Source organism: Microcystis flos-aquae FACHB-1344, from assembly GCF_014698375.1.
Lineage (GTDB): Bacteria > Cyanobacteriota > Cyanobacteriia > Cyanobacteriales > Microcystaceae > Microcystis > Microcystis aeruginosa.
In genome coordinates, this window is sequence record NZ_JACJSW010000026.1 from 13,157 (window position 1) to 35,913 (window position 22,757).

Sequence of the window (22,757 nt, forward strand, 5' to 3'; positions counted from 1 at the left end):
CTTGGTACACTTGTATTAAATTTTCTCCTGATTTCTTCCCACTACCAAAGTCCGCGGATAGGAGATACACTAGGCTCGGGAGCGGGTTGAGGAGCAACTTCAGTAAAGGTTCTGGTTTCCGGGGGTAAAGCGGGAAGTCCCCAAGCGGGTTCTTTTTGGTTAAGTTCTCTTAAAAGTTGTGAGCGATTGCTGCTGGTAGCGGTTTCCGATTTTAGTTTCAAGCGGGAAACCCAATAGGGACGAGCTTTACCCACATAAATTAACTTGCCATCTACCACTTGCAATAGTACATCGTCACCACCGGTGGCATCCCCAACAATACGAGCGGTGGTTCCGTCAGCAAAGTCGCCACTGAAAATTTCTTTGCCATCCACTGTCACAGGTCTGATCAATTGGATGGACAGAATTCCACCCACGGTTCCCCGGACGCGACCTAGTATATAGTCACCGGGGTTGAGTTGCGGTTCACCTCTGTAGGTGTTATGGCCGCGCAGTTGACTGATCAGGATTTCGTTATTTTCCGGTCCTGCTTGTGCGGGTACAGCACCAACGGTGGTTAGGGCAACTAAACCGGCAAAACCAGCCACAAGGGAAATTTTGTTAAACACAATTACCTCAAGCAAAAAGTTAGTAAATTACCTAGAGACGTTCTAGATTATAACTTAGTTCCCAATTTTGTCTATATTGCGAAATATTTGTTTAATAATTTCTCGATCGAGCGGTTGGAGGTTGGGGTTTTAGGGTGTTAGGGTTTTAGGGTTTTAGTTGAAATTCCCCCATTCTCCCACTCCCCACCTCCCCACCTCCCCACCTCCCCACTTCCCCTGAAAACTGGATTAAGCTAGGCTCTAAGACCGCTCGACATTGCTGAATAATTGAGGATCGAGGGTGGGTAGTTCGATATCTTTTTCTGCTGGGGAAGAGGCCAACTGGAAGCGGTTTAAGGTTTGTTGAACGCGATCAAAAATGGTGATTTTTTGCTCGCTATTGTTTTGGGGTTCGGGAATAGGTTCCACTTCTAGCGGAGGCTGAATACCGGGGGCAGGTTCGTTAATCTCCTTTGTCTCTGGTATGGTGGTTAAGGGAGATTCGATCGCTTCAGGGGTTTCCTCGACCTTTTCGATTGTTTCTGTCTCTACTGGTTTTTCTTCCACGATTGGGCTTTCTGGCTCAATAACGGGTTTTTCTTCTACGATTGGGCTTTCTGGCTCAATAACGGGTTTTTCCTGCTCAATAACAGGGTTTTCCTCAACTACGGGGCTTTCCTCAACTACAGGGCTTTCTGGCTCAATAACGGGTGTTTCTTCCTCAATAACAGGGTTTTCCTCAACTATGGGAGTTTTTTCCTCCTCAATAACAGGGGTTTCTGGCTCAATAACGGGGGTTTCTTCCTCTAGACTGGGAATAGTTTGATAGTTGGGATCAACGATGCTACGGGCAATTATAGGGGATAAATCGCCGCGGACTAATTGACTGAGGCCGTCTTGGTAAGAGGGATCAAAACTAATCACGCGCACGCTGGTATTAAACTCGTTTTCGATTTTATTTCCCTTACCATCGATGAATTCTAGTTGTACCCAGTTATTGCCCTTGGCAAAACCCTTGAGATAGATCGGTTCCCAAGTATCAAGCAGAAAACTTTCACCGTTGACAGTGACACGAATGCGCCAATTTTGAAGACTATTATCCTCGTTGGCAGTATTGGGCAGACGTAGAGGAGCATTACTCAGATAAAAATCGAGCAGGATCGGTTCTGCACCGTAGATTCCTTGCGGACTACTGTAGGTTAATAGGGGTAAGTTGTTATCAGGGGCATTTTTGCCTGTTTTTGTCAGAATATGAAAGGTTGTTTCAGCGAAGGCCCCATCATTTTTAAAACTTTCCTGCCAAGGCCGCAGGGCCAAGACGCGGAGGGTGTGAGTACCGGGGGCAAGATTTTCTAGGATAATCGGTTGCTTGAGGTCGTAGATAGCCGCTGCTGGTTCATTATCGACAATTAGGCTCAAGTGGGGTCCTAATTTCAGGGTATCGTCTTGGAAAATTGGCAGATCTGACACTTGTAGTTTAACTATCACCTGAGGGTCATCGAAAACTTGTTCGGGCAGAGGACTGAGAATCGTTACTTGGGGAGCGTAACGCTCTAAACTGGGGCGCAGTTCCTGAATTAGGGCCGGGGGGGCAACCTCAGAAATGCGGCCTTGCACGACGGGAAGATGAAGGGTTTCGGAAGTGGGGAGATTGGTAGCCGTCAGGCGATCGCCACAGGCGGTTAACAGGGTGGTCAGTAAACCGATCACAAGACACATATGAAGGGTTTTGACTGGGATTAATTTATGTAGTAGGGATAGCACGTTCCTCCTAGAGCCAAGGCCAAAATCTATAGAAACCATTGATTTTTGCTAGAGTCATTGAATGCTCCGGTGTCAGCAAAAGCGCGAGAAGATCAGGTTATGGCCTCAATTTTACAGAATTGTTTGATTGTTTTTTGAGAATCTATCTATTGAATTTTCTATATGGTCTGGTGAGGGAGAAAAAGGGGAAATCGGCTTCTGGGGCGACAATTGATCAACTTTTGTAAAGAAAAATCACCGGTCTGACCCTGACTGAGACCGTCCATAGCAGAAAATGTCTCTCCTATCAAGGATTGAGAGAATTTTAATTATTGTTAAGCATAATGAACAGACAAGAGAACAAAGACTTATCATCTACTATTGATGCTTTCGACTGGAATCTCACCCAAGAGGAAAGTCAAGCGACATTAACAAAAGGTGGGTCAGATTTCAACTTGCCTTTTTTAGGTTAAAAAATCTATCCTCAAATAAAACGCTAAGTCTATTGTCGAGAGAGGAGAATCCTCATGGCACTCCCCCCCAAAGCGGTAGCTAAAGTGATTGTAGATAAAGACCCAGTACCTACTTCCTTTGAGAAGTGGGGTCAACCGGGGCATTTTGATCGCACTTTAGCCAAAGGACCCAAAACCACTACCTGGATTTGGAACCTACACGCCAACGTCCACGATTTTGATAGTCAAACCAGCGATCTCGAAGATATTTCTCGGAAAATCTTCAGCGCCCACTTCGGACATCTCGCCGTTGTCTTCGTTTGGCTGAGTGGAATGTACTTCCACGGCGCGAAATTTTCTAACTATGAAGCTTGGTTAACCAACCCGCTCGCCATCAAACCCAGCGCCCAAGTGGTCTGGCCGATCGTCGGTCAAGGCATCCTCAACGGCGATGTGGGCGGCGGTTTCCACGGGATTCAGATCACCTCTGGTCTGTTCTACCTCTGGCGCGCCTCCGGGTTCACCAACAGCTATCAGCTATACTGCACCGCTATCGGTGGTTTAGTTATGGCGGGCCTGATGCTGTTTGCCGGTTGGTTCCATTACCACAAAAGCGCACCGAAACTGGAATGGTTCCAAAACGTGGAATCGATGATGAACCACCACTTGGCGGGTTTACTCGGCTTAGGTTCCCTAGGTTGGGCTGGTCATCAGATTCACGTTTCTTTACCGGTGAACAAACTCCTCGATGCGGGAGTCGCTCCCCAAGACATCCCCTTGCCCCACGAGTTCATTCTCGAACCGAGCAAGATGGCGGATTTATATCCCAGTTTCGCCCAGGGTTTGACCCCCTTCTTTACCCTTAACTGGGGTGCTTACTCGGATTTCCTCACCTTCAAAGGTGGCTTGAACCCCGTGACTGGTGGTCTCTGGCTTTCCGATACCGCTCACCATCACTTGGCGATCGCTGTATTATTCATCATTGCCGGTCATATGTACCGTACCAACTGGGGTATCGGTCACAGCATGAAGGAAATCCTCGAAAACCACAAAGGTCCCTTCACCGGTCAAGGTCACAAAGGACTGTACGAAATCCTGACCACCTCTTGGCACGCCCAGTTAGCGATTAACCTGGCTCTCTTAGGTTCGCTAACCATCATCGTGGCCCACCATATGTACGCCATGCCGCCCTATCCCTATCAGGCGACTGACTACGCCACCCAACTATCCTTGTTCACTCACCACACTTGGATCGGTGGCTTCTTAATCGTCGGTGCGGGAGCGCACGGAGCGATCTTCATGGTACGGGACTACGATCCGGCCAAAAACGTCGATAACCTGCTCGATCGGGTGATCCGTCATCGCGACGCAATTATCTCCCACCTGAACTGGGTATGTATTTTCCTCGGCTTCCATAGCTTCGGTTTATACATTCACAACGACACCATGCGGGCTTTTGGTCGTCCCCAAGATATGTTCTCGGATACGGGAATTCAACTACAACCCATCTTTGCCCAATGGGTACAAAGTCTCCACACCCTAGCCCCCGGCAACACCGCTCCTAACGCTCTAACTACCGCTAGTTATGCTTTCGGTGGCGACGTAGTAGCAGTGGGTGGCAAAGTGGCCATGATGCCGATCACCCTCGGTACTGCCGATTTCCTCGTGCATCACATCCACGCCTTCACCATCCATGTCACCGTGTTGATTCTCCTCAAAGGGGTTCTCTACGCTCGCGGTTCCCGTCTGATTCCCGATAAAGCGAATCTCGGTTTCCGTTTCCCCTGCGATGGTCCCGGTCGCGGCGGTACCTGCCAAGTTTCCGGTTGGGATCACGTCTTCCTCGGCCTGTTCTGGATGTATAACTCCCTCTCGGTCGTAATCTTCCACTTTAGCTGGAAAATGCAGTCCGATGTCTGGGGAACCGTCGCCCCCGATGGCACTGTCACCCACGTTACCCTCGGTAACTTCGCCCAAAGTGCCATCACCATCAACGGTTGGTTACGGGATTTCCTCTGGGCGCAAGCGGCGCAAGTCATTAATTCCTATGGCTCCGCCCTGTCTGCCTACGGAATCATGTTCCTAGCCGGTCACTTCGTCTTCGCGTTTAGCTTGATGTTCCTGTTCAGTGGTCGCGGCTACTGGCAAGAATTAATCGAGTCGATCGTCTGGGCGCACAACAAGTTAAGAGTTGCCCCCGCTATCCAACCTCGCGCCCTGAGCATCATTCAAGGTCGTGCCGTTGGTGTGGCTCACTACCTCTTAGGCGGTATTGTCACCACTTGGGCATTCTTCTTGGCCAGAAGTCTCTCGATTGGCTAAACTTGCCTATAAGGGCTTGCCAGTCCCCCGGGGATTGGCAGGCCTAGGCTGAACCAGCGTCGATTGACCGATACCACTGTAAGCGTTTCCTATTACAGTGGGTGAATTGAAAAAAGGAAATAACCAGCACTCGTGTAAGAGCCTCAGTTATTTAGAGAGGAGAATTTCCTAAACAGCTATGGCAACTAAATTCCCTAAATTTAGCCAAGATCTAGCCCAAGATCCGACCACCCGTCGGATTTGGTACGGGATCGCCACAGCCCACGATTTTGAAAGTCATGATGGCATGACGGAAGAGAATCTCTACCAAAAGATTTTCGCGTCGCACTTCGGCCACATTGCAATCATTTTCCTGTGGACTTCCGGTACCATATTCCACGTCGCTTGGCAAGGTAACTTCGAGCAGTGGATCAAAGATCCCTTAAACATCCGTCCCATCGCCCACGCGATTTGGGATCCCCAGTTCGGTAAAGGCGCTGTAGATGCCTTCACCCAAGCTGGCGCTTCTAACCCGGTTAACATCGCCTATTCCGGGGTTTACCACTGGTTCTACACCATCGGTATGACCTCCAACCAAGACCTATACCAAGGTGCGGTGTTCCTGCTGATTCTCTCGGCGATTTTCCTCTTTGCTGGCTGGTTACACTTACAACCTAAGTTCCGTCCTAGCCTCGCTTGGTTCAAAAACGCTGAATCTCGCCTGAACCACCACCTCGCCGCTCTGTTCGGTGTTAGCTCTCTGGCTTGGACCGGACACCTCGTTCACGTTGCTATCCCCGAATCCCGCGGTCAGCACGTTGGTTGGGACAACTTCCTCTCCACTCCCCCCCACCCGGCGGGTTTACTACCCTTCTTCACCGGTAACTGGGGTGTGTATGCAGAAAACCCCGATACTGCTAACCACATTTTCGGTACTGCCCAAGGCGCAGGAACTGCGATTCTCACCTTCTTAGGTGGTTTCCATCCCCAAACCGAGTCCCTCTGGTTAACCGATATGGCTCACCACCACTTGGCGATCGCTGTGATCTTCATTGTGGCTGGTCATATGTACCGCACCAACTGGGGCATCGGTCACAGCATCAAGGACATCCTCAATGCCCACAGACCCCCCAGTGGTAAGTTAGGAGCCGGTCACAAAAATCTTTATGACACGGTTAACAACTCTCTCCACTTCCAACTCGGTTTGGCCCTGGCTTCTTTAGGCGTGATCACCTCTCTGGTGGCGCAGCATATGTACGCGCTACCCCCTTATGCCTTTATCGCTAAGGACTACACTACCCAAGCGGCTCTTTATACCCACCACCAATACATCGCTGGTTTCCTAGCGGTGGGTGCTTTCGCTCACGGTGCTATCTTCTTCGTGCGTGACTATGATCCCGAAGCGAACAAAGATAACGTGCTGGCGCGGATGCTGGAGCATAAAGAAGCGATCATCTCTCACCTAAGCTGGGTTTCCCTTTTCTTAGGTTTCCACACCCTCGGCCTCTACGTTCATAACGATGTGGTCGTCGCTTTCGGTACTCCCGAAAAACAAATCCTGATCGAACCTGTGTTCGCTCAATTCGTGCAAGCAGCTTCGGGTAAAACCCTGTACGGCATGAACGTACTGTTGTCTAACCCCGATAGTATCGCTTACACCGCCTATCCCAACTACGGTGATGTTTGGTTACCCGGTTGGCTAGACGCAATCAATAGCGGCACTAACTCCCTCTTCTTAACCATCGGTCCTGGCGACTTCCTCGTTCACCATGCGATCGCTCTTGGTTTACACACCACCGTTCTAATCCTGGTTAAAGGTGCTTTAGACGCTCGTGGTTCCAAATTAATGCCCGATAAAAAAGACTTCGGGTATTCCTTCCCTTGCGACGGTCCCGGCCGTGGCGGTACTTGCGACATCTCTGCTTGGGATTCCTTCTATCTAGCCATGTTCTGGATGTTGAACACCCTGGGTTGGTTAACCTTCTACTGGCACTGGAAACACCTCGGTGTCTGGTCGGGTAACGTGGCTCAGTTTAACGAAAACTCCACCTACCTGATGGGCTGGTTCCGCGATTACCTCTGGGCTAACTCGGCTCAGTTAATCAACGGTTACAACCCCTACGGTGTTAATAACCTTTCTGTCTGGGCCTGGATGTTCCTCTTTGGACACCTCGTTTGGGCAACCGGTTTCATGTTCCTGATCTCTTGGCGTGGTTACTGGCAAGAGTTGATCGAAACTATCGTTTGGGCCCACGAACGTACTCCTCTGGCGAACCTCGTTCGTTGGAAAGACAAACCCGTGGCTCTCTCGATCGTTCAGGCTCGTTTGGTTGGTTTAGCTCACTTCACCGTTGGCTATATCTTCACCTACGCCGCCTTCTTGATCGCTTCCACTGCTGGCAAGTTCGGCTAAACCTTGAATTAGGTGACTAAAAAACCCCCCGCCCATTGGTGGGGGGTTTTGTTTATGATCGATAATAAAAGCGCGGCTCAATCTCAAAAATCTATGCAGGTGGAAGAATTAAAACAACTTTATGATCAGGACTTTGTTTTGTGGATTGAGCGAACCACCGAACAAATTCGACGCGGGGAGATTAAAAATTTAGATTGGGAACATCTTTTAACGGAGATAGAAGATTTGGGGCGAGAACAAAGAAACCAAGTGGAAAGCTATCTAATTCAAACCGTTAAACATTTATTGATGTATCAGTATTGGCTGACTGAAAAAGGTAATTGTGGCCGGGGATGGGCCGATAAAATCGATAATTTTCGTCTAGAACTAGAAATTTTATTCCAGTCAAAAACCCTCTACAATTATGGGGCTTCTAGGCTAGATATAATTTATGATAAAGCCAAGCGATCGGTGATCAAAAAAACTGGTTTATCTTTGGATACGTTTCCGCAAGTTTGTCCTTATACCTTTGCGGAAATTATAGATTTTGACTTTTTACCAGTTTAGAACACGAGAATTAAAGGCAAGAAAGAAAATTATCGTTATAATGAAGTTGTGGCTTATTCTTGAATCAGCTTATTCTGTCAGCGATAGAGTATTATGGGTCAAAAATCTTACGAAGTTTTCCAAGCAGTGGAAAATAAAGCTAACCTTCTAGCGGGTTATTGGGGTGACTTCAAAACGGAGATTATTCAGCATTTGCCTGAATCCTATCATGGTGAAATCCACGAACTTTCTAGTAACCTAGAGAAAGCTTTAGAAGTGTTAATCAATGAATTGCGCCATCCTACCCTGATTTTAGCGACGACTGGCACGACGAGCAGTGGTAAGAGTACCTTAGTGAATTTCCTCTGTGGTGCTGATATTGTACCGATGGCACAGCGAGAAATGAGTGCAGGAACAGTTACCATTGAGTATAGCGAAGAAAAGACTTTAATTATTGAAGAAACGCCGGGGGCGTTGTGGGAATGCGGGAAGTGGGAAAAGATTAGCGACGAAGATATTTATAGTCGCTTAAAACAGTTAATGAAGGCTTATATTAAAGCCAGAAAAAAACAACCTGATTTAGCTTATCCTCGATCTATTATTTATTATCCTTTTAGACTGGTTAAAGATGAAAGTTTCTTAGAATTGCCTAAAGGGGTTAGAGTTAAATTATTAGATTTACCCGGGTTATCTTATGTAGGAGATGAGGGAAATCTTGGGATTATCAAACAATGTCGTGAAGCTTTATGTTTAGTAACATATAACAGCGCAGAAACAGATCCTTACAAAGTTGATAATTTGTTATCAGAAGTTGTTGATCAAGTTAAAGATTTAGGCGGCTCTCCTGCACGAATGCTATTTATTTTAAATCGAATTGATATATTCAGATCAGATGATGATTGGCAAGAAAGTGAAAGTGAGTTTGTTGAAGAAACGACTGAAAACATTAAGGAAAAACTGATCGAGAATTTAAGAGAATATACAAAAGATATTGAAAATTTGAGAATTGTAAAACTGAGTACATGGCCAGCTTTATTGGCTTTACAAATTCAGGATAATAAGAAATTGCTTCAGGAGCTGTTAGAGGAATTACCTACAAGAGAGGAAAATTGGTCAGAGCATGATCAAACTAGACTTGAGAAAGTATTAAAACCCTATGAGCAAGCCATAGATAACTTTCAAGTTTTAATTAAGGAAATCATGAAGCGAGGAAACTTAAGTCTTGATGCTAAACAATGGACTATCTCTCAACAAGAACAAATTGCCAAAGAGTTATTCAAACAATCCTATGCAGAAGAATTTGAAAAGAAACTAAGCAAGCACATAGCAGAACATTTTCCTAAATTAGTTATTCCCCAAGCTATAGAAAAATTTAATGTAGCGGCGGGAAATAGTATTGCACAATGGGCAGTACAAACGACCACGGCAATTCTTAACAGTTCGCAAGAAAATTATCAGCAAGAATCTGAATTGTTATCACAAACAAAAGAAAATCTTGATTCTTTTCTCCAAGCTAGTAATGCAAAATTAAGACAGCCTCTAGCCGTTTTTGAAAAATTAGATATTGATACCAAAACAGCCGATAATTTAGTAGCTAGTTTAAGAGAGGCTATCAATGAACTTCAATTTACTCCCCCTTATGACCAAATTCAAGAGAAATTAGTTCCCTTAGTTGAGTGGAGAGAGGCACTAAAGACTGTTATTAGAAACGTCTTAGAAGCAGTAGTTAAATCTTTAGATAATGGCAGAGTTGATTTGGACAATATCAACTTTAAAAAGGCCAATGTTAATCAGGTTAATATGCTAAAAAACAACTTGGATATCCTGATTCAATTGGGCTATACAGGTTCAGATGCAAGAAATGGTTTATTAATCACAGCAAAAAGGGATAAAGAGAAATTAAGTCTTCAAATAATTAAGAAAGAGTTAAATAATTTATCAACTAATCTAACTATCATATTATCGCAAATATTAAAGAGAGTGTCTGCTCAGGAGATTAACAGAATAAAGGAATCTGTATCTGAATTGTTTAGATTTCATATTAAACATATAGAAAAGGGCGCTGAAGAAAAAGCACCAAATTTTGTTATAAAATTTCCACAATCTGAACTTAATACATTTACTAGAGAACTAGAATTTGACTTTAATTTGGAGTCTGATATTGAAATCAGTTCTGGTACTTACAGAAGTTTTAAACACTGGCTATGGATGAAAAAAAAGGAAAGCATGATGGCAGAAATTTCAAGCACTGAAACTCTTTTACAGAATTGGATTCATCAATTCCAGCAACAGGGCGAACCTGAAATGTTATGTTTAATGTTTGAATGGCTATTAGAACAGATTGATGATTTAAAAAAAAATGTAGATCATAAAACCAATGATATTTTTAATAACTATTTAACGAGCCTAGAAAAAGCTCAACAGGAAATAACCACTAACTACGAGGAAACACAAATTATATGGAAACCTATCCAAGAAAGAGCTAAATTTTTAGAACAAAGCCTTGCTGAATTAGAAAATTTTGAAAAAGAGGAGGTGAATTAGTGAATAATAAATATTTTTCGAGTATTTGTAAAGATGTTTTTACAATTGTGTATCCAAAAATAAAATCTAAAAAAGGAGGTGTACTCTATCATGTTTTAAGTATTATTCTTGAAAGAGAAGAATCTCAGAGAGATGAACTATGTCGTCATTTTGGGATTAATCAGTCTTCTTGTTTAGATGAAGATAAAAGGTTGTCTGATGAATTTCTTGATGATGTAACAAAGCTCGTTTATGTAGAAAGGCTTAAATTCGGGGACTTTAATTCAACAGGTGTTGCAACTGGCATAAGTGGTATCTTAGATAACGTTGATCCAACAAAATCAAATCAATCAAAGGAAGAACGCCAAATGGAATTAATTATTACAGTAGCTTGTTTAATGGTAGGGGCATTTACTTGTTTTAAATATCTACAAAGGACTCGTTCTAAAAATGAAATTAGTCCGACAGCTTCTTTATGTCTAGCTGTTCCTGCATCAGAAGTTTATAATTTACATGAAGGGTATGATCTTAACAGAGATGAGGTTGTAAGATTAATTGATTGTGCTACAGAATTTTTATGTGTGCCAGAGTATAAAAAAATATCTGTAGAGACTATACCGGACGAAGGACGCTCTCCTGAAAGTCGATTAAAATTCTACGTTAGAATTAATCTCAAAAATGGAGGTAATATCATTGGTAAAGAAACTCAGTATGGAATGAAGCGAGAACTTCCACTTAATGTAACAGGAAAAGTTATACAGATAGGGTTTCTCAAAAATGTCTCTATTCTCAGAGAATTCAACCGTATTTAAGGAGTTAATTTAATGGATTGGAAATCGGCCTCATCCTACTATGAAACCCGTCTCAGTGATGTCTTAAATATCCAACATTTTGCCGTTGACTTAGCCAAACTTCCCCAAGCTGAAATTCCCTCTCAATTAACAGAAATCCTCCTGCAAGAGGCAATACCTGCTAACCGTCAACTCGAAAGACTGAGAAAAAGAGAATTTCGTATTGCTGTGGTTGGCTTAGAAAAGGCAGGAAAAAGTACCTTTATTAACGCATGGTTAGAATGTGATTTACTTCCTGCCAAAGGAGGAAGATGTACCTTTACCACCACGCAAATTTATTCCGTTAAAAGCGAATCTGAACAAAGATTAGAAGTGCAAACCCGCAGCGAAGAACAATTTATTCATCTTCTCAAAGAATTAGAAACCGTTGGCGCAAAAGAAGACTTAAAAACCATTAGAGAAAACGAAATCACTCTACAACAAGTCAGAAAGGAAGGTAATTTAGTTATTCCTTTTACTCGACTAGAAGACATCCGAGAACAACTAAAAAAATACGTTGCTGATGAAAAATACGCCCATGCAGTCCTAGAAGCCCGACTTTATACTAATAAACTCGCTCAAGCAGAAGGAATCGTCTTTTATGATGTCCCTGGTTCAGATTCTGGGTTAGCCAAGCACGTTGATGAAGCCCAACAAATGTTATCCGACTGTGATGCAGTCATCGTGATTCAGCGTTTTCGCAGTATTAGAGAAGCCGAATTAGAAATTATTAAATTTACAGAACAAGGTGATAAGAATGTCACCATTGCTGATAAATTATTTGTCTTTTTAAGTCATATTGACTCTCTTGGTAGCCCAGAAGCCCTGAAAACTCATATTACAGAAGCCTCTCAGGATTGGTTAAAACGCGCTAATTTACCGGTTAATCGCATTGTTTCTGGTTCAGCAGGAGCTTATTTAATTTTAAATAATCTGGCGGAAGAACCTACTCAATTAGAAATCGGAAAAGCCAGCAATATTCAAGATAAATTAAAAACTTTAACTGGAATTATAGATGATGAACTGTTAAGAACTCAAGCTACAGGAATCCCTGAAATTAAACAAAAAATCTTTAATTATATTAATACTGAGCGAGTGGCAATTCTCAAGAAACGCTGTGAAGCTTCCATTGATAAAATTGTCAGCACCTCAGAGGACATTCATCATCTTGTCAGTCAAAGATTTCCCGAAAATCCTGAAGAAGCACAACGCTTTGAAGAAGAAAGAAGAAGAATTGATTTTTCAGAATGGTGGCATAGAAAATGGGAACGGATAAAAGCTGATTTACAAAATTTTTATGAAACATCTGTCATTAACAAACCCTTAGAAAAAGTTAATAACGAATCTTCCAGTAGTATCGAAAAATTTAAAGAACGCTATGGTCAACTTTTAGCCAGTGAAATGGCAAAATTAAGACAGGAAACTTTAAGAAAAAAAGAAATTATTTTTGACGCAAATTCTTTTCCAGACTTCGACAAGGTAAGAGCTAATTATGCTTGGCGGGATGACTTGTATGGGGATGTTAGAACATTTTTGGCTGCCCTTGCTCGACAATTAGCGGCAGAATTAAAAGATGAAGCCTTAAAATTAGTCGATTATATGTCCTCTTTATTATGGGGAAGTTCTCAAGTAAAAGAACGACTTATTGGTTATTCAGAGCAGGAGTTTTTAACTCGCTTAGAAAATAGTTTATCAGTGTTATTTTTAAGATTTGCTCGTCCCGTTGCTGAAGCATTAATTCGCGGACCGGTTAACAGTGATACCCGCAGCCAAATTGTCAAATCCTTAGGGGCTGATGTGGAACTGATTGATAACTATTATCAAGGAGATGAACCTGCTTTTAGGGTCTTAAAAAAATACGTTAAATATGGTTCTGATTTACTCTTTAACCCTAGTCTTCGTCAACAGGTGTTAGGTGTAACAGAAATTGCCAAAAACGTTATCGGAATGACGGTAGATACAGTTATCGATTTAGCCGACCAATTAACCCCACCCAGAGAGGTTGTTACCTTTGAAGTAACTAATGATATTAACGCTTTTGAAGAATATCTACGCAATGGTATTTTTGAAGCGGCAGGATTTGAGTCCTACTGTATTCAAGAATTAAGAGGATTAGTGGATATTTTTCGAGAAAAAGAAGGAACATGGGCAGGTGTCGCTCAAAACGAATGGTATAAAGAGAATCCTCAGCTTGTAGCAGAATTACCCGCTAATTTGCAATCTCAAGAATTTAATTTAGAAGTTAGTGAACGACTGAGACAATTAGCAATTGCCTTGAAAAGAAATAGTTCCTCTCAGTAGCGTTAGCTATAGCAAAGCACCGCTATTATTGCGACGATGGCGGTGAATTACGGTGATTTGGGAATGTGTATTAAGCTTCGCTAATCTCTACTTATACCTGAACTTTTCTATACATATTATATACCACCATAACCAAAAAACCTTATCCATCAATGGATACACCCATTAACTTTTCTGTATGTACCCATGTTTATTATAATATTTTTTAATATAGCAATTTCCATAGTTGTGAGGTACAGAGTCTTAGGTTTTGAGGTTCCGGTCGTCCGGAGTTAAGATTTTGGTGTACCTCATGAGATTGGGAAACGCTATAAACAAGTGGGGAAAGTTTAGGGGAAAATTCCCTAATCGTAATTCTCCTCGGCAACAATCATGCGTTAGATTTATTCGGGGTTTCCTTAATTTGTACCCAGTAACGGCACATTCAGATACAGCACGGGTTATGGTCTTTTGTCAAGGGGGAAGTCCAATAATTAAATCTCTACCTTTTAAAATACAAATGGACTATTAAAAGTAAATCCGTAGTCAATTACTCATAACTTCGGTGGCCGATTGTAACCTTTAAGGTGTTTGTCCAAAGACCATATATAGACGCGGCGGCCTAGATTTTGATCACAAATTCTTTGCCAATCATGAATGATAGAAAGGTCTCCCAGTCCCCTACCTTGCATCGCTTCATCAGGAAACTCTTTTAACCATCCTTGCAGGTCTTCTTTCTTTAGAAAACTAATGGGGGTAAAGGGAGATTTTCCTTCAAGAGCTTGTGTTACCTGATTTACAAATTTTTCTGCACAAATACGTCGCTGATTGCCATCTACCTTTTTGGCCTTGGCAATATGATTGCCAGTTTCCAGAATGGTCGCCATTGGCAAAAAAAGAGATTCCCCAGCTTTGATTTTCTCTTTTAACTCTTGAAATATTAACTCAGATTGACTCGCTTTGTGGGGTACATTAAGTATCTCTAAAAAGATCGAAGTATCGATCAGACAAATAGCTCCCATCAGGCTACTTCTCCCTGTTTTAATTGCTCTAACCAACTTAGCGCGTTTTGTTGACGTTGTTCTGCTGTGGACTTATCCTTTAAGAACTTATCTAATACTTGTTTAGTCATCAACTGACCAAGAGTTCCCTGCACAATTAATTCGGGGAAACGCTCTAAATCAGCTAATCGGACAATACGACTATCTCCTGCTTGCGGATCTCGGTAACAACAAAGTACATTTCCAATATCACTATCGGGTACTGCATCTAGTAACGCTGGGTTATGGGAGGTGATCAGTACCCTCAGTTTTCTTTCTAAGGCGATCTCCCGAATTTGCTTAACTAAATTATCTGCACGACTGGGATGAACACCATTATCGATCTCTTCAATAATTACGAAAGTTCCAGGATTTACACTTAGTAGAGTTGCAGCAATCGCTAAAACTCTCAGAGTACCATCAGACAACAAAGGAGCATCTATCTGATGTTCTTTGTTCCCAAAAGACTCTATTAGTCTCACCATAACATCGTTGCGGTCTGTAATGCTAAAGCGAATATCGGTAATATCCTGTTCTGGTAATGAACGAATGAAGTCAAGCAACTTGTTTTTTTGAGTCTCTCCCTGCTGACAAACTGCGTAAAGAACACTAGAAAGGTTAGAGCCATCTTCTTTAATATCATCATCTTTAGCGTAAGCATAATCCCGCATTACTGCTGGACGAGGATCAAGAAAGACGATATTCCTCAAGGTTTCTCGAATTACTTTAGTAACTGCTGGAATAATTTTTTGTGATTTAGTATGACTTTGCTGGAACCGACTGGGAGTTTCCAATTGATAAAAAATGGCTTGTCGGTTAGAGCAAGGTATGTGGGGCTTATTTTTACCTTTGTTAAAATTGTTATACATCACCCTAATTTCATCGGTGTGTGAGTTGGGATCGCCATCAATTTTGTAAAGTGTTAATTCCTGATCTTTACTAGCTTTACTGACACTTTCTCCGATTATAATAAGTTGGTCTGATAATAGCCCAATTTCAATCTCGAAATCAGTCCAACCGTCAGGAGCGTTATCAATGTGTGTTCCCAAGGTAAAATACTGTTTTTCTGCACCGAAAAGATCGATCGCTTGTCCACGAGCAATTGCATTCCCGCTTTGAATGTTGCGTTCAATGTCATCTAACCTGCTGCCTTTCGCTAACCACGAAAGTAAGCGAATTGCTTCTAGTGCATTACTTTTACCTGACGCATTAGCACCAATTAAAAAGGTGATGGGTGCTAGAGACAAGGTTGCCTCCTGATAGCTTTTGAAATTCCGAAGAGTCAGCGATGTTAACATACTTTTCACCCATTAAATCTTGACTGGTGCAGTTTGAGCATTTGTACTGAAAGTTCCAATACCAGCGCAGTTTATAGACTCTAACGAGTACCGAAAACTAGCACCCATAACCTTGAAAACTCAAACTGTAGGGCAGGGCATATCCGAACAGTATAATCTAGGCTTGGGGAGATAAGATCGCTGTTTATTGGCATTAGGGCGAAACCCTTACCCTTACTGCATGGGGCTTCTCAGAAAAAATTGAAAAGACGCTACTGGGTACATTTTTCCCTTGAAAATGGCTGTACCGTTGACTGTATCTAGAGTAGAGCGATTCTGTGGATTTGGCTTTATAGTGATCGCTAACCTTATGATCACAGATGATGTCATTAATCTCTAGAGTAAGCAATTCCTTCTGTAGCCATGTTTTTGCTGGTTTTCAGCCCCGAAACAAGCTATAATGGTCGAAAGGTCAAATTGGAAAATTTTTGCCTCAAACCCTATCTGCGTAAAGACTTCAGGATTTTGTGTTCAGTAGCTCATTGGTATTATATGGCTTTAACTAAGGCTCTGTAAGACTTTTAGCCATAGCTAGTATTTTTGTACGGGTAAAGTCCAGAGCTAAATGGTTGCCTTTTTTAACTTTTTTATTGATCTCATTAAGCATTTCTACTTATTGCAAGGGTGAGATGCTCCCTTATGAAATATGAAACTAGAGGCAAAGTCAAAATTAATAATCGTCTTAATTCCAATGAAATTAAAAGATATTGTCAACAAAGTCAAAATAGATTCTAGAAAATTAACTCAATATGCTCTCAATTTAGACAATCCAAAAGGATTAAATAAAGCCATCATGTTTCAACGTCACTTAGGATATACTCAAGATAATTATGAGCCACTTCTACAACAAATCGCTAACAAAGCCCTTGAAGCAAAAGCTGTGTATCAAAGTACAGATAAACATGGCAAACCCTATCAAGTTGACCTAGAAATTACAGGAATTGAACCAGGGCAACAAGAAATAGTGAGGACTGGATGGATTGTTGAGCCTGATAGTGATACAGCTAAATTAGTAACTTTATATGTGAGAAAAAGACCATGATTAAACCAGAATTATTTGACCTCGTGGAATTATTAGTTGACTTGCCTGAACATAACTTAATAATGGGAGAACAAGGGACAATTGTTGAAGACTACAATGATGGTTGTTACGAAATTGAATTTAGTAATGATCTAGGGGAAACTATAGCCCTTTGTTCTCTCCCAATGCAGCAATTTATTGTCATCTGGAAAGCTCAGAACAAAACTTGGTTATCTTTAACAGAAAAGCTAACAGCTTTAATCGATAAATTACCCAAAGAAAAGCAACAAAAAGTTTTAGATTTCACCCGCTCTTTGTATCAATAAAATCGGAAAAAATAGGCTAGTCCAGAATTGTTATGCAAATAATTAACTTAAAATAAAAGCTAAAATTCATATAGGAAAAGACTTAAGGCACAAACAGGTTAATACCAAAAGATAGACAATAGAGTTAAGATTTGATATAATCGCCAAAAACAAGAGTATTTTACCTATGATAGTTGACAAATTTTTGAACCTAAAAGGAACCTCTATTCAAGGCTATCGACACCTAGAAAATATCGGTATAGTTTGACGAATCGAATCAAAAAATAAAAAAGCAGCCTGTCCTCGTTAAGGATTAGTTTAGGGCGTATCGATATTAAAACTCCTGCCAAACCTGGCGAAAGCCTAGTAAAAACACAAGTTTACAAAGCTTGGAGCCGAATAATTCACTGTGTGATAAATCCCAATTCCAAAGACTATATACCAGGAGTTGAAGTTCATGATTCATGGCGTGATTTTAAGCGGTTCCTACAAGATGTTGGTCATCCCCCTGAAAAAAATATGGTATTTTCTAGGCTAGATAAAAACCAAGGATTTTTTCCAGAAAATTGTGCTTGGCTTACGAGAAGTGAGGCAAGTAGGCTCAATGCCGAACAAACCCAAAAGAAAGGTAAGCTTAGGAAAAACAAAGATAAAAATAATCGGGAAATTATGAATCACAAAGTAAAAAGTTTATCTGATTGTATGGAAATACAACTCGAATTACCTTTAGATCTATCAGTAGGTACAGCAGATAGAATTAAGGTATTCAAACTCAAGACCGGAAACCTACGAAAACTTTTTTTCAAACCGCAAAATCTTTACAATTGCAAGGAGATCCAGATTGGTCGGTTCAAATCGACGATCGATAATCAGGTTTCCCTCGCTCGCTCGAAATCCTGACAGATCGATCGCTTCCTCGTGAAAATTATCCTAGAAATCTATTCCCAAGTAAAAGCGAATCGAGAACATTTTTTAACCCGCTCTCAAACAAACTCGGATTTCCAAATATGAACCGCTCGTCGGGCTAAACTTTCTTGACGTTTAGCGATCGTGTCCGGTGTCCATTCCTCTGGTACTATATTTCTCGCTAGAGCATAATCGCTTTGTTGGTAAATCTCTTGTTTATCTGTATAGTATTGATTGCCGATTTGACGATTCAAATTAGCTTCTAAAGGAATCAAGTTACCGATCCGATAGGTCATTTCCTCGATCTCGTTATCGAGAAAGTGAACGCGCCATCGATCGCTCGGCGATTCTGGTAGAATATGCTCGATCGAGAATCCATCTTCCGCTATATTAGATCGACCCGATTCGTCCATTTCTAATTTCCAGAGAATATATCGAACCAGTTTTTTCTTTTGACCTCTGGTAGAAATCGAAAGAATCGAAAAATCCTGCACGAACTTAGTATCCGTGACATAAACCGATCGCAAGCCCTCGAAAACTTGCCTCGGAGTCGTCATTTCGCCATTATTTATGGCGATTGCTATCTTATTATAAATTCCTTCTAGCTCATTCGGGTTAAGACTACTGACAATCGTGTATCGAAACGAAATTATACAAACCAATTTTAGTAGGCGGGTGAAGTTCTCGCTTGAAAATTTATTGTATGCCGAGAATAAAACTGGATAGGCTTGTTTTACGCCAAATAGTTCAATTTCTCGAATATAAGGGATATTATCTGGAGTATCTTGCCAGAATTCATCATTGGGATTATTAAGAGCGATAAAAAGACCACTATATTCTTCGAGTTGTTCGAGTAATTTAAACGCGCTTTCAGCGTTTTGTATAGACTCTCGAACCCTTTTAAATAAACGTTCCCGTCTTACTCTCGTCCGCGTGAGGCTGAGATAGTAACGTAGGAACTCGGGGAATTTTTCCATTGTAACGGTATCAATAATTCCTCTCCACTGTCGTTGTCCTTCTCGCAAATCATCCGCCCCTCGGAAAAGAGAAAACAAATAATTTTTTAATAGATCGGTTGAACTTAGCTCTATCCCTCTAGCGTTTAGGGTCTCGAAAACCGTATACGCATTCAATTCATCTTCAACATTAATCTGAATAAATAAGAGTCTTTTGGCAACGGTATCCGTTAAAAAAATTGCCAGTTCTTTTCCACTGTTAACTACGCTTGTAAGCTTTTGCAATGAATCCGAAAAGTATTGAAAAGCTTTCCATAGGAGTTGGTTGGATTTTGCGAGCGATCGAGGATTGCGAGGAGGTCTAAAGTTAATGAGACGACTTTGATAAAAATCATTATTATTTTCATTCAAAATTAATTTACTAGATTCTTTTAAAGAACCCAGATCTTTATTACTCAAATAACCGCTTTTGAGAAGCCGTTGTCGTTCTCTATTCGCTTCCGCTTCTTCCCCCCGATCGATTAACGTTTGAATTTTTTCGATAATCGCTATAGCGAGAATACTAATCGTTACCAATCGTTGTTGTCCGTCAATAATTGTAAAATCCGTATCCGATCGCTGGGAACCCTGTAAAACGATCGCTCCCATGTAATGACTAGAATCGGGGTTTTCATAGAGCGTTTGAATATCCTGCCAGAGATCTTCCCAATTTTCTTCCTTCCACGAATAATCTCTTTGAAAAGGGGGAACTCGGTAGATTTTGCCATTGCCGATGAGATCGCTAAAATTGCTGGTTCGGGTATCTAATAGATGAGTACGGGGCATAGGTTCGATCGGCAGTCAGTTCATCACTTCTAACTTACCAAATATCGGCCGATCGGGCTCTTCGGGAATTGTTATGCAAATAATTAACTTAAAATAAAATTCGATGAGAGCAACTACGCTCAAAAGTAGCTAAAATTCATACAGGAAAGGACTTAAGGCACAAATAGGTTAATACCAAAAGATAGACAATTGAGTTAAGATTTGATATAACAGCCAAAAACGAGATTATTTTACCTATGATAGTTGACAAATTTTTGAACCTAAAAGGAACCTCTATTCAAGGCTATCGACACCTAGAAAATATCGCTATAGTTTGACGAATCGAATCAAAAAATAAAAAAGCAACGGCTCAAAGGCGTTAGATTTATTTGGGGTTTCCTTAATTTGTACCCAGTAACGGCACATCAGATACAGCACGGGTTATGGTCTTTTGTCAAGGGGGGAAGTCCAGCTATAGCAATCCTAAATAAATAGATCACTTATGATAATACCCGCTTTTTATTGACTTTATTAGCTATGAAGTCTTAGATATAGCGTTTTTAAATATTGCTTCTAGCTTGAACTTCAAGTTGTGCCATGATATTCTGAACTTCCACATAAACATCTGCTGTTTGTGTCGTATCTTCAAGGCGTACAACTACCGCATAAGGTACAGGATCAGGATTTTCACGATTCCATTTTTCGTAAGCAGCAATAGCTAATGTGTAGCAGTTTTGACTATACTCAGATTTGTGTTGCTTCCACTCGCATATTCCATGTTGAACTGTTCCTCTAGAACGTAGAGTAATACCGGGTTCAAATTTTAATTCTTTGGGATTTTCTCCAGTCTCCTCATCATTCTCCTCTTCTTCTACAGACATATACTTAATAACTTCTTCTTGGTCCACATTGCCTCTAAACATTCGCCATTTAAGGGTTGTTCCTAAGTAGGTTTCTAATCCCCATCGCTGAACTTCAGGAGCATAAACCACTGTAACAGTTAACCGTTTTACTTTTGTTGGTGGTGTTTCTACTAAACACTCAGGAACAGGAATCTCAAAAAACTTGACAGTATTAGGTTGAATTTTCTCCTGGAATATTAGAATTGCCGTGTATTTATCACATTCCGTTGCTCTGATATCATCTGGTATTCCGTAACCAACCACATTTAACCAATGTTTAGGTTTTTTCTCATCCATTGCCTGCTTAAAATTGTCAAAATTTCCATAATAGGGAGGGTAAGTAGCAGAATTAACGGTTAGTGCTTTCAATAAAGAGGCAGAAATATCATAAAAACCAAGAGACTGCATATCATAGAGAATACGAGCCATTTTATGAGCAACACGAGGAGCAGCAAAACTTGTCCCTGACTTATGAGTAATTGCAGGTGTCAGTTGATGACTTGCCATTATTACATTCATCCCTGGATTTTCTCTTACTGTGCCATTTTGATCTAATAAATAATTGCCACCATATTCCACTAACTCAGGTTTAATTTCACGGTTAATTCCAGGTCCACAACGAGTAAAAGGAGAAGGTTGATGTTTTTCTGCTATTGCCATTGCTGTTGTTATTTGTCCTACTGCTTGAGTAGTAGGACTCATAGAACCTACTGTAATAGCGAGTGATGCTTGTCCAGGGTCATAAATTGAGGCTTCATCGTCTATAAAATATTCTGGATAAGCTAATCCATCCCCATAATAGTATTTGACATTAGAAGTTGATATATTGCCTGTAACTGTAATAAAAACTATGTTATGTTTCCTGGAAAGTTTATCAATCGTTCTAGCTATCCAAGAACGACGAGGAATCGTTCGCTTTGCTTCTTCATGCCATTTTCGATTGATAAATTGAATAGATAAATTAAAAATTTTAATTCCAATTAAAGTAAAAGTTTCAACAACTTCTCCCAAGATTTTGGAAAATAATCGCTCATCTTCAATTTCATTATCTTGATTTAAAACTCTAGCACTAGCAATCCAAATCTTTCCTCTATTTTCTGCATTTTGGTATAAATTTAAAGCATAATAAGAAGCTAAAGAAGCCACACCAGAACCATGTCCACACTCATCGTTAGGATTATCTTTATCTGATTCAGTCCTAAGAAAAGAAAGGATTAAATCTTCTCTCACCACAGGTTTTAGAAAAGGATTTTCAATCGTAACGCCTGAATCTACAATACAGACCATTGGTGCATCTGAGGGAGGACTGATAAATTCACCTAATTTTTCAACACTAAAGTTTGTTAGTGTTTGATGAAATGTTTCAAAGGCTGGACGAGCATCAAAATAGACTATTTTAGTTTGCCACTTCCTATCTTCTACTAATTCTTGAAAAACTTCTCCGGTACATCGAATTACAGCACGACAAGTTCCTTTGATTTCTTCTTGCTCAAATAAATTTCCTTTAGTCCCACTCTCAAATAGTTTGCTTATTTCTTCTCGTATTTTTAATAACTCCTGTCTCTGCTGCTTTTCCCCCCTTTCTAAAGACATCATTTCAATCTCAAAAATAATCCAATCCTTCTGAATTAATTCATCATATTGCTCAAAAAACACTTGACAAAGACGGTCTTGGGGAGAAGCTTCTTCTATCGTATTAAGATAGGCAAAATCAGAAATGTTGAATCTCGTAACAAAACTTTACATTTAAGAACATGACAACCCCAGAACGCCATTTTTCAGATTGAATAGACAATTTTCCTAAACCAGTGTACATAGCTGATATGTTGACA

General features: G+C 41.0%; 15 protein-coding genes. 9 read left to right on the plus strand and 6 right to left on the minus strand.

The annotated features are described in order from the left end of the window. Positions 1–41: 41 nt before the first annotated feature. Both H6G48_RS01445 and H6G48_RS01450 read right to left on the minus strand, forming a co-directional pair. On the minus strand, positions 42–608 hold the full coding sequence (locus H6G48_RS01445) for a hypothetical protein (RefSeq protein WP_190718350.1): 567 nt from the start codon (positions 606–608) through the stop codon (positions 42–44). Between the two features lie 240 nt (positions 609–848). Beyond that, on the minus strand, positions 849–2,390 hold the full coding sequence (locus H6G48_RS01450) for a hypothetical protein (protein WP_190718353.1): 1,542 nt from the start codon (positions 2,388–2,390) through the stop codon (positions 849–851). 467 nt (positions 2,391–2,857) lie between these two features. Here H6G48_RS01450 and psaA point away from each other — a divergent pair, with 467 nt between their 5' ends. The 6 genes from psaA to H6G48_RS01480 all read left to right on the plus strand — a co-directional run bounded on the left by psaA (position 2,858) and on the right by H6G48_RS01480 (position 13,675). After that, a complete protein-coding gene (psaA, locus tag H6G48_RS01455; protein WP_045362886.1) occupies positions 2,858–5,104 on the plus strand; it encodes a photosystem I core protein PsaA in 2,247 nt (748 codons plus the stop codon). 178 nt (positions 5,105–5,282) lie between these two features. Then, a complete protein-coding gene (psaB, locus tag H6G48_RS01460) occupies positions 5,283–7,496 on the plus strand; it encodes a photosystem I core protein PsaB (protein ID WP_002757218.1) in 2,214 nt (737 codons plus the stop codon). Positions 7,497–7,550: 54 nt separating this feature from the next. Beyond that, entirely contained in the window at positions 7,551–8,042 is a 492-nt protein-coding gene (locus tag H6G48_RS01465) for a DUF29 domain-containing protein (protein ID WP_190718356.1), read from the plus strand. A gap of 93 nt (positions 8,043–8,135) precedes the next feature. Continuing rightward, entirely contained in the window at positions 8,136–10,565 is a 2,430-nt protein-coding gene (locus H6G48_RS01470) for a dynamin family protein (RefSeq protein ID WP_190718359.1), read from the plus strand. Continuing rightward, on the plus strand, positions 10,565–11,356 hold the full coding sequence (locus H6G48_RS01475; RefSeq protein WP_190718362.1) for a hypothetical protein: 792 nt from the start codon (positions 10,565–10,567) through the stop codon (positions 11,354–11,356). The genes H6G48_RS01470 and H6G48_RS01475 overlap by 1 nt, the downstream gene beginning before the upstream one ends. A gap of 12 nt (positions 11,357–11,368) precedes the next feature. Then, positions 11,369–13,675: a dynamin family protein gene (locus H6G48_RS01480; RefSeq protein ID WP_190718365.1), complete on the plus strand. Its 2,307-nt coding sequence runs from the start codon at positions 11,369–11,371 to the stop codon at positions 13,673–13,675. Between the two features lie 533 nt (positions 13,676–14,208). Here H6G48_RS01480 and H6G48_RS01485 read toward each other — a convergent pair. Further along, positions 14,209–14,676: a hypothetical protein gene (locus tag H6G48_RS01485; protein ID WP_190718369.1), complete on the minus strand. Its 468-nt coding sequence runs from the start codon at positions 14,674–14,676 to the stop codon at positions 14,209–14,211. Next, entirely contained in the window at positions 14,676–15,992 is a 1,317-nt protein-coding gene (locus tag H6G48_RS01490; RefSeq protein ID WP_190718378.1) for an AAA family ATPase, read from the minus strand. Before H6G48_RS01490 ends, H6G48_RS01485 begins: the two co-directional genes overlap by 1 nt. A 730-nt stretch (positions 15,993–16,722) precedes the next feature. On the opposite strand from H6G48_RS01490, the gene H6G48_RS01495 reads away from it, so the two are divergent. From H6G48_RS01495 to H6G48_RS01505, 3 genes are all read left to right on the plus strand, one after another. Next, positions 16,723–17,073 (plus strand): DUF6883 domain-containing protein, encoded by a 351-nt coding sequence (locus H6G48_RS01495; RefSeq protein ID WP_147070184.1) that lies wholly within the window; start codon positions 16,723–16,725, stop codon positions 17,071–17,073. After that, positions 17,070–17,378, plus strand: a complete 309-nt coding sequence (locus tag H6G48_RS01500) for a DUF4926 domain-containing protein (RefSeq protein WP_002732232.1) — start codon at positions 17,070–17,072, stop codon at positions 17,376–17,378. The genes H6G48_RS01495 and H6G48_RS01500 overlap by 4 nt, the downstream gene beginning before the upstream one ends. 390 nt (positions 17,379–17,768) lie before the next feature. Then, entirely contained in the window at positions 17,769–18,257 is a 489-nt protein-coding gene (locus H6G48_RS01505; protein WP_242034489.1) for a hypothetical protein, read from the plus strand. An 83-nt stretch (positions 18,258–18,340) separates the two neighbouring features. Here H6G48_RS01505 and H6G48_RS01510 read toward each other — a convergent pair whose 3' ends face one another. Then, the gene (locus H6G48_RS01510) at positions 18,341–20,044 is read right to left on the minus strand and encodes a DUF262 domain-containing protein (RefSeq protein WP_190718372.1); all 1,704 of its coding nucleotides are present in this window, start codon (positions 20,042–20,044) and stop codon (positions 18,341–18,343) included. 539 nt (positions 20,045–20,583) lie between these two features. Continuing rightward, positions 20,584–22,581, minus strand: coding sequence for a S8 family peptidase (locus tag H6G48_RS01515; RefSeq protein WP_341275471.1), 1,998 nt, complete (start codon positions 22,579–22,581; stop codon positions 20,584–20,586). Between the last annotated feature and the right edge of the window lie 176 nt (positions 22,582–22,757).